Annotated in this window: 9 protein-coding genes (1 of these 9 cut by a window edge); 8 read left to right on the forward strand and 1 reads right to left on the reverse strand. The window is 70.7% G+C overall.

What is annotated here, in order from left to right:
- The first annotated feature begins 1 nt into the window (after position 1).
- Complete coding sequence (locus tag WMF34_RS13380; RefSeq protein ID WP_437993516.1) at positions 2 to 655, forward strand: radical SAM protein; 654 nt, start codon at positions 2 to 4, stop codon at positions 653 to 655.
- 63 nt (positions 656 to 718) lie between these two features.
- On the opposite strand, the gene fbp is transcribed toward WMF34_RS13380, so the two are convergent.
- On the reverse strand, positions 719 to 1762 hold the full coding sequence (fbp, locus tag WMF34_RS13385; protein WP_437993517.1) for a class 1 fructose-bisphosphatase: 1044 nt from the start codon (positions 1760 to 1762) through the stop codon (positions 719 to 721).
- A 310-nt stretch (positions 1763 to 2072) separates the two neighbouring features.
- Here fbp and WMF34_RS13390 point away from each other — a divergent pair, with 310 nt between their 5' ends.
- From WMF34_RS13390 to WMF34_RS13420, 7 genes are all read left to right on the forward strand, one after another.
- Complete coding sequence (locus tag WMF34_RS13390) at positions 2073 to 2999, forward strand: class I fructose-bisphosphate aldolase (RefSeq protein ID WP_012235211.1); 927 nt, start codon at positions 2073 to 2075, stop codon at positions 2997 to 2999.
- A 292-nt stretch (positions 3000 to 3291) separates the two neighbouring features.
- Positions 3292 to 4776 (forward strand): leucyl aminopeptidase, encoded by a 1485-nt coding sequence (locus WMF34_RS13395; RefSeq protein ID WP_012235212.1) that lies wholly within the window; start codon positions 3292 to 3294, stop codon positions 4774 to 4776.
- Positions 4777 to 4779: 3 nt separating this feature from the next.
- Positions 4780 to 5631: a tRNA 2-thiocytidine(32) synthetase TtcA gene (gene ttcA / locus WMF34_RS13400; protein WP_012235213.1), complete on the forward strand. Its 852-nt coding sequence runs from the start codon at positions 4780 to 4782 to the stop codon at positions 5629 to 5631.
- 9 nt (positions 5632 to 5640) lie between these two features.
- Positions 5641 to 6483: a hypothetical protein gene (locus WMF34_RS13405; protein ID WP_012235214.1), complete on the forward strand. Its 843-nt coding sequence runs from the start codon at positions 5641 to 5643 to the stop codon at positions 6481 to 6483.
- 94 nt (positions 6484 to 6577) lie between these two features.
- On the forward strand, positions 6578 to 6760 hold the full coding sequence (locus tag WMF34_RS13410; RefSeq protein ID WP_157906650.1) for a hypothetical protein: 183 nt from the start codon (positions 6578 to 6580) through the stop codon (positions 6758 to 6760).
- Positions 6761 to 6876: 116 nt separating this feature from the next.
- On the forward strand, positions 6877 to 7740 hold the full coding sequence (locus tag WMF34_RS13415) for a peptidylprolyl isomerase (RefSeq protein ID WP_437993518.1): 864 nt from the start codon (positions 6877 to 6879) through the stop codon (positions 7738 to 7740).
- Positions 7737 to 7936, forward strand: partial view of a hypothetical protein gene (locus WMF34_RS13420; protein ID WP_012235216.1) — the 5' portion only. Its footprint extends 454 nt past the window's final position; 200 of the gene's 654 nt are visible here — the first part of the coding sequence; it begins with the start codon at positions 7737 to 7739; its stop codon lies beyond the right edge, outside the window. Before WMF34_RS13415 ends, WMF34_RS13420 begins: the two co-directional genes overlap by 4 nt.

Raw genomic sequence — 7936 nt, forward strand, 5'->3', positions numbered from 1 at the left:
CTTGAAAGAAGACACCCTCGTCGTCCACGAAATCTACGCCAGCGTGCAGGGCGAATCGACGTTCGCCGGGCTGCCGTGCACCTTCGTCCGGCTCACCGGGTGCAACCTGCGCTGCGCCTGGTGCGACACGACGCAGGCCTTCTACGGCGGCAAGCGGACCCGCCGCGGCGAGGTCCTCGAGCGCGCGCTCGCCCTCGGCACGCCGCTCGTCGAGCTCACGGGGGGCGAGCCTCTCCTTCAGCCCGGGTCGTTCCCGCTCCTCGCGGAGCTCTGCGACGCGGGCCGGACGGTCCTCGTCGAGACCAGCGGCGAGGCAGACGTCTCGCGCGTCGATCCGCGCGTGCACAAGATCATGGACCTGAAGGCGCCCGGCTCGGGGGAATCCCACCGGAACCGCTGGTCGAACCTGGATCACCTCACGCCGCGCGACGAGATCAAGTTCGTGCTCGCCGATCGGGCGGACTATGCGTGGATGCGGGACACCATCCGCGAGCGGCGCCTCGACGCGCGCGGCGTGACGCTGCTCGCCTCGTGCGTATGGGGCAAGCTGTCGCCGAAGGAGCTCGTCCAGTGGGTGCTCGACGACGGCCTCCGCGTCCGGGTGCAGGTCCAGCTCCACAAGGTGATCTGGGGAGCCGACGCGCAGGGGGTCTGACCCGGGGGCCGCCCCCCGCGCTGCGGCTCGTGCCGGTGAGGACGGCGCCCTTCTCTCGCAGCCTCAGCGCTCGCCGCGCACAAACTGCTCGAAATCTTCGACGTCGCGGGGCGAGCCGAGGACGAGCGGCACGCGCTCGTGGAGCGACCTCGGGACCCTGTCCAGGATGCGCTCGGCCCCCGTGCTCGCCTTTCCGCCCGCGGCCTCGAAGATGAACGCGAACGGGCTCGCCTCGTAGAGCAGCCGCAGCTTGCCCTGGCCGCTACGATCGGCGGGGTACGCGAAGATGCCGCCCTTGAGCAGCGTCCGGTGCGCGTCCGCGACCAGCGATCCCACGTAGCGCGCGCCGTACGGCCGCCCCTCGTGCTTGCTGTCCTCCTTGATCCACGCGTTCCAGCGGCGCACGTCCTCCGGCCATCGCGCGCTGTGGCCTTCGTTGATGGAGTACGTCGAGCCGCGCTCGGGGATCCGGATGTTCTCGTGAGAGAGAAAGAACTCTCCCACGGTCGGGTCGTACGTGAAGCCGTGCACGCCGCCGAGGCCGGTCGTGATGACGAGCAGCGTCGACGAGCCGTAGAGCACGTAGCCGGCCGCGACCAGATCGCGGCCGGGGCGAAGGAAGTCCGATGGATCGGCGCCCATCTTGGCGTCGCTCTTTCGGAGCACACCGAAGATCGTGCCGATCGAGATGTTCACGTCGATGTTGGACGAGCCGTCGAGCGGGTCCACGACGACGATGTACTTCGCTCGTGGGTCCGTGGAGAGGAGCCTCATTTCCCCGAGCTCCTCGCTCACCACGGCCGCGCAGTGCCCGCGCCTTCCGAGCACGCTGAGCAGCGTCTCGTTGGCGACCTCGTCGAGCTTCTGCACGACCTCGCCCTGGACGTTGGTCTGTCCCGTGTAGCCGAGGACGTTGGCGAGGCCGGCCCGCCGGACCTTGGACGTCACGAGCTTCGCCACCAGGCCGAGCTGGTTCAGGAGGGAGGTGAACGCCCCTGTCGCCGCGGGGAACCCGAGCATTCCTTCGAGGATATACGTCTCGAGCGTGATCCCGATGCGTGACGGCGCATCCGGCGGCTTCCAGCTCAGATCCCGTTGGTCCGACATGATCCCTCCGCGTTGTCGGCGAGGACGTTACCGCCCCGCCACGTGCTCGCGCTCGCGTCCGCCGCTGTGGCCCCGAGGGGGGACCGGCGCAGTTTCGAGAATTGCGTATCCGATGGCTTCGTACAACATCCTCGGGGCGCTGGACCGCCCGCGCGTTGGGCTCGATACGTTCGTCCAAGTCCTGAAGATGCGGCTTGAGCCCGCTCGTCCGAGCACCCTGACACGGCGCCGCGGGCATGACGGGGTGGAGTTCACGCCCCGGGCGGGCCGCGCGCTTCCTGGCGCAGCAGCACCTTCGACGGAGTGATTCATGGCGCTCACCACCCGTGTAGAGAAGATCCTCTCCTGGTACGCGTCCGAGAACCCAGGCACGCTGACGAACCTCGTCCGGCTGCTCAACCATGGCGCGCTCGCGGGCACCGGAAAGATGGTGATCCTGCCGGTGGACCAGGGCTTCGAGCACGGTCCAGTGCGATCGTTCGCTCCGAACCCCGAGGCCTACGACCCCGATTACCACTTTCAGCTCGCGATCGACGCCGGGTGCAACGCCTACGCGGCGCCGCTCGGATCGCTGGAGGCGGGCGCGGCCAGGTTCGCGGGGCAGGTGCCCCTGATCCTGAAGCTGAACAACAGCGACACGCTGGCGAAGGTGGAGCAGCCCGTGTCGGCGGTGACCGGCTCCGTCGAGGACGCGCTCCGCCTCGGCTGCGTCGGCGTCGGCTACACCATCTACCCCGGGTCCGGCGCGAGAAACAGGATGTACGAGGACCTTCGCGAGATCGCCCTCGAGGCCAAGCGCAGGGGCCTGGTCGTCATCGTCTGGAGCTATCCGCGCGGCGCCGGGCTGTCGAAGCAGGGCGAGACGGCCATCGATGTCTGCGCCTATGCGGCGACGATTGCGGCCCAGCTCGGCGCACACATCATCAAGGTCAAGCCGCCGACCGCTCATATCGAGCAGGAGGAGGCGAGAAAGATGTACGAGAAATACAGCATTCCCATCCAGACGCTCGCCGACCGGACCCGGCACGTCGTGCAGGCGACGTTCGGCGGCAAGCGCGTGGTGATCTTCTCTGGCGGCGAGTCCAAGGCGACCGACGCCGTCCTGGAGGAGGTGCGCGAGATGGCCGCGGGCGGCTCCTTCGGGTCGATCATGGGGCGCAACGCGTTCCAGCGCCCTCGCGCCGAGGCGCTGCAGCTCCTCGCCGACGTGATCCAGATCTACGGGTCGGCGCGCTGACGCCCCTCGATCCGGCGCTCGGGCCGGGCTGGCCCGGCCCCGCAGCCCGGAGGGCAGCGTCGCGCGAGGCGCTCCGACGGCAGGCCGCCGAGCGCGAAGCCCGTGCGAAACCGCGCGGGACTGCGCGGGACTGCGCGGAACCGTGCGGGACCGCGCGCCTGGGAGCGGGAGCGCTCTCCAGCCCGCACCTCGGGCCGACCGCCTGCGGACATCGTCCACGTCGACGGGGTTAGCCCTTCGTGTTTAGATGCCGCGCTGGACACCCCTCCACATCCCGGGCTCAGGAGACCGCATGCCGATCAAAGTGAACCTCGCCTCGTCCGACCCGCTCAGCGTCGCCGTCGACGTCGTCGTCATCGGCGTGCCTGAAGGCGCTTCGACGGGTGAGGGCGTGCTGGCGAGGCTGGTGGCGGCGCTGGGCGAGTCGGTGACTCACCAGGTCAAGCGTGACGACTTCACGGGGAAGAGGGATCAGAGCATCGATTTCGCGACGCACGGCGCGTTGAAGCCCGGCCGGGTGCTGTTGATCGGGCTCGGCTCGGGCAAGGTCACCGACGTCGAGTGCAGGCTGCTCGCGGCGAAGGGGGCGCGCTTCGCGAACGGCGTGCGCGCCGAGAGCGTCGCGGTCGTGGTGCCTCCCGGCGTCGAGCGCGCGGAGCGGGCCGCCGCGGAGGGGCTCGTGCTCGGGGCCTACCGGTTCACCCGCTACTTCACGGGCGATCGTCTGCCCAAGGTCGAGCTCTCCCGCGGCACCGTGATCATCGAGGGGAAGGTGGGCAAGGCGGCGCGCGATGCCGTCGCGCTCGGCCAGCAGGTCGGCGAGGCGATCTGCGTGGCGCGCGACCTCGTCAACGAGCCGCCGAACGAGGTCTATCCGGAGGCGCTCGCGCGTGTCGCGGTGGACGTGGGCAAGCAGCACGGGCTCAAGGTGACGGTGCTCGACAAGGCCGCGCTCACCAAGCGGGGCATGAAGCTCATCATGGCGGTGGGGCAGGGGAGCGCGAGGGATCCCCGGCTGGTCCACATGGTCTACGCTCCTCCCGGGAAGCCGAAGGGGAAGCTCGTCTTCGTGGGCAAGGGGCTCACCTTCGACAGCGGCGGGCTCTGCATCAAGCCAGCTCCCGGCATGGAAGAAATGAAGGGCGACATGGGCGGCGCCGCGAACGTGATCGCGCTGATGGCCGCCGTCGCGGCCGCCAAGCCGAACGTCGAGGTGCACGGCGTCATCGGCGCGGCAGAGAACATGCCCGACGGCGCGGCGTACCGGCCCGGCGACATCTTCGGCTCTCTGGACGGCAGGACGGTGGAGATCATCAACACCGACGCAGAGGGGCGCCTGGTCCTCGCCGACTGCCTCGCCTATGCGCGCGCGCTGAAGCCGGACCTCATCGTCGACAATGCGACCCTCACGGGCGCGTGCGTCGTCGCCCTCGGGCCGACCGTGTCCGGCTTCTTCTCGAACCGCGAGGAGCTCGCGGAGCGCCTGCGGAGCGCGGCGAAGGCCGCGGGCGAGTCGATGTGGCAGCTCCCGCTCATCGAAGAGCTCCGCGACGGCCTCAAGAGCGACTGGGCCGACATCAAGCACACGGCCGACCGCTGGGGAGGGGCCATCACCGCGGCCTTGTTCCTGCGCGAGTTCGTGGGGGATGTCCCCTGGGTCCACGTGGATATCGCTGGCCCATCCATGGCGAACAAGCCGTACGGCATCTTCTCCAAGGGCGGGACGGGCCACGGCGTGCTTACCTTCCTCCGCCTCATCGAAGGCTTCACCGGCTAAACCGTGCAACTCCGCCGCAAGCTCGCGCGCGCCATGGGGCGCGCCATCACCGACTTCGACATGATCGCCGACGGCGATCGGATCCTCTGTGCTGTCTCGGGGGGCAAGGACAGCTACGCGATGCACGCGCTGCTCGTCGACCTCGCGCGGCGCGCGCCGGTCCGGTTCAGCGTGATCGCGGTCAACATCGACCAGGGGCACCCTGGCTACCCGGGACACCTCCTCACCGACTACATGGCGGCGGGCGGCCACGAGTTCCGGATGATCTCCGAGGACACCTACTCGATCGTCACCGAGAAGATCCCCGAGAACAAGACGTACTGCTCCCTCTGCTCCCGCCTGCGCCGGGGCATCCTGTACCGCATCGCGCGCGAGCTCGGCTGCTCGAAGATCGCCCTCGGCCACCACCGTGACGACGCCGTGACGACGCTGCTCCTGAACCTGATCTTCGCGGGTCAGCTGAAATCGATGCCGCCGAAGCTCATCTCCGACGACGGCGACAACATCGTGATCCGTCCGCTGATCTACTGCGCCGAGGCCGAGCTCGCCGCGTTCGCCGCGGAGGAGCGGTTCCCGATCATCCCCTGCGACCTGTGCGGATCCCAGGAGAACCTCCAGCGCAAGGCGGTGAGCCAGCTCCTCGCGGATCTCGACGCGCGCCACCCCGGGACGCGGCAGAACATGCTCGCAGCCCTCGGCAATGTGCGCCCGAGCCACCTCTTTGACACGGGCCTTTGGAAGCGGCTCGGGCTCGAGGTCGCCCGGGAAGAGGGGAGCGCACGCGACGAGGCGGGCGTGGGTGCGCCAGCGCCGGACGTGCTGCCCGTGGGCAACCTCCTGAGAAACCTGGCCTAGCGCTCGCTCATGAGCACGGATGCCCCCGGCGCCATCTCGATCGGCGCTCCGCGCGAAGAGGAGTCCACCGCGTCGGCCTCCGTCGGTCGCGGCGGTGCGTTGACGCGCGGGGTCGACGGGGCGTCAGGCTCGGACCACCCGGAGGCGCCGCTGCCGGAGGCGGCGCGCTTCGACCTGGGTCCGGGCGGCGGGCGCGCCCCGCAGGCGTTGCTCGCCGCGGTCGTCGCCTGGATGATCACGGTCGCGCCCGCGGGTTTCGGTCGCGGCGCGCCCGTGGTCGCCAGCATCGCCGCCACGCTCGCCTTCCTGTGCGGCGTCGCTGCGCCGCTGCTCGCCGCCACGCACCGCCGGGTCGCGCGGCACCTCGGCATCTCCGTCTTCCTCGCGCTGGTCACGCTGACCTGGCTGCTGGCTTCTCCGTCCCTTCAGCCATCCCGCCTCGACCCGGTCCGCGCGGCGATCGGCGCGATCGCCTGGGGCCTCTTCGCGCTTTCCTGGCGCGATCGCTGGGACGTGCGGCGCCAGCCCGAGCCGGAGCCAGACGCCCCGCTCCTGCAGGCCCGAGCCCACCTCCCTCCGCTCGCGACGGCGATCGTCGCGTTCGGAGCGCTCGTGAGCCTCGCGATCCTCGTGCTCGCCTGGCGCATCCGGGACCCGGAGCGCGCCCTCTTGGCCCAGGCCGTCGCGGTGGCCTGCGCTGTCGCGCTGATCACGGCGGCGTCCGGCGTCGCGGTGGCTCGTGGCCGCCGGCACACGGGCGGCGGACGGCGGCTCCCCCACCGAGCCGTTCGGCACCTGGTGGTCCTGATCGTCTTTGCGGTGCTGGGGGCGGTCGCGATGACGCTGCGGTGAGCGGCGGCGCGGCCGTGGCCTCCCGGCTGCCGCCGCCCCCTGGTGTCCCCGCATCCCCGCCGGTTCCTCACCAAATCGCGTTACACTCATGGGCGTGTCCCGCGCAGTCGATGTGTTCGCGGTTCTGCTCCTCGTCGCCGCAGCGTTCTCCTTTGCCTTCGGGGTTCACGCGCTCGGTGATCGCCAGGATTTCAAGGCGATCTACCTCCTCGTGATCGGCGGCCTCTCGCTCAAGGCGTCCACGGAGATCCTTCGTCCCCGCGGGGGTAGCGCGTGAGCCCTGGGCGCCGAGCGATCGCGGCCATCGCATGTCTGTGCGCGTGCGCGGCCTGGGCTGTTCTGTCGACGTCCGCGAGGGGGGCGGCGCCGCTGCCGCCCGACGTGGCGGCCCGCGTGGGCGCGAGCGACGTCGCCGTCGACTCGGTGGCGCGCATCGCGGCGGCGCAGCAGATCCCGCCCGCGCAGGCCCGGGACGCGGCGGTCCGCGACGCGCTCTGGGCCGCCGAGGCACGAGCCCGCGGCCTCGAACAGGAGCCCGACGTGCGGCGCGAGATCAGCCTGGTGCTCGCCCGTCGCATGCTCCACCGCCTGAAAGAGGAGGCGGCGAACGCCGGCCCGGTGACCGACGAAGAGCTGCGCGTCGCCACCGAGCGCCACTGGCTCGATCTCGATCGTCCCGAGGGGTACCGCACCGTGCACGCCGTCGTGAAGCTCCCGGAAGACGCTGGCGAGGCTACCCGTGACAGGGCGAAGGCGATCGCCGACGCCATCCGGACGGCCGTGTTGTCTTCGCGCGAGGTCGCTCAGCGCACCGAGCCGCCCCGCGCCGCGGGGACGCCGCAACCGCCCCCCGATCCGGCTGCAGAGGCGTTCATCAGCGCCGCGAAGGGCGTCCCTGCCGAGGGCTTCGAGGTCGTGGCGCAGGCGCTCTCGCCGGTGACGGAGGCGGGCCGCGTGCTCACGCCGGAGCCGCAGCAGTTTGACCCCGCTTTCTCCCGCGCGGCCGCGTCCCTCGTCGCGCGCGGAGATCTCACCGCACCGGTCACATCGGCCTTCGGCGTGCATGTCATCATGCTCCTCGAGCGCATCCCGGCGCAGGTGGTGCCTGTCGAGGAGCGACGCGGCCTGGTGCACGACGAGGTCGTGGCGGATCGCGCGCGCGCCGCCCAGTCGAGGTTCCTCGAGGTGGCACGGCGCGAGCCGAAGATCGCGGGGGCCGTCGATGCGTTGCTCGAGCTCGTGCGGATCGAGCCATGACCACCTCGCGCAACGGAGGTCGCAACCGGACCCGACGCCGCCTTCCACGTGACCAGGCGCCGTCCTCCTTCACGTCGATCCTCGAGGATCTCCTGTGCGCGATCCCGGGCGCACACGCCGCCGCGCTCGTGGATTTTGAGGGGGAGACCATCGACTACGCCGGCGGGCTCGACCCCTACGATGTGAAGGTGACCGC

The sequence above is a fragment of the Sorangium sp. So ce145 genome (assembly GCF_051525985.1).
In the GTDB taxonomy this organism is placed as follows: domain Bacteria; phylum Myxococcota_A; class Polyangia; order Polyangiales; family Polyangiaceae; genus Sorangium; species Sorangium cellulosum_B.

Coding starts and splice junctions, on each gene's coding strand:
- fbp (WP_437993517.1), bottom strand. CDS start 1,762: ATGTCGGACCAACGGGATCTGAGCTGGAAGCCGCCGGATGCGCCGTCA.
- WMF34_RS13390 (WP_012235211.1), top strand. CDS start 2,073: ATGGCGCTCACCACCCGTGTAGAGAAGATCCTCTCCTGGTACGCGTCC.
- WMF34_RS13395 (WP_012235212.1), top strand. CDS start 3,292: ATGCCGATCAAAGTGAACCTCGCCTCGTCCGACCCGCTCAGCGTCGCC.
- WMF34_RS13405 (WP_012235214.1), top strand. CDS start 5,641: ATGAGCACGGATGCCCCCGGCGCCATCTCGATCGGCGCTCCGCGCGAA.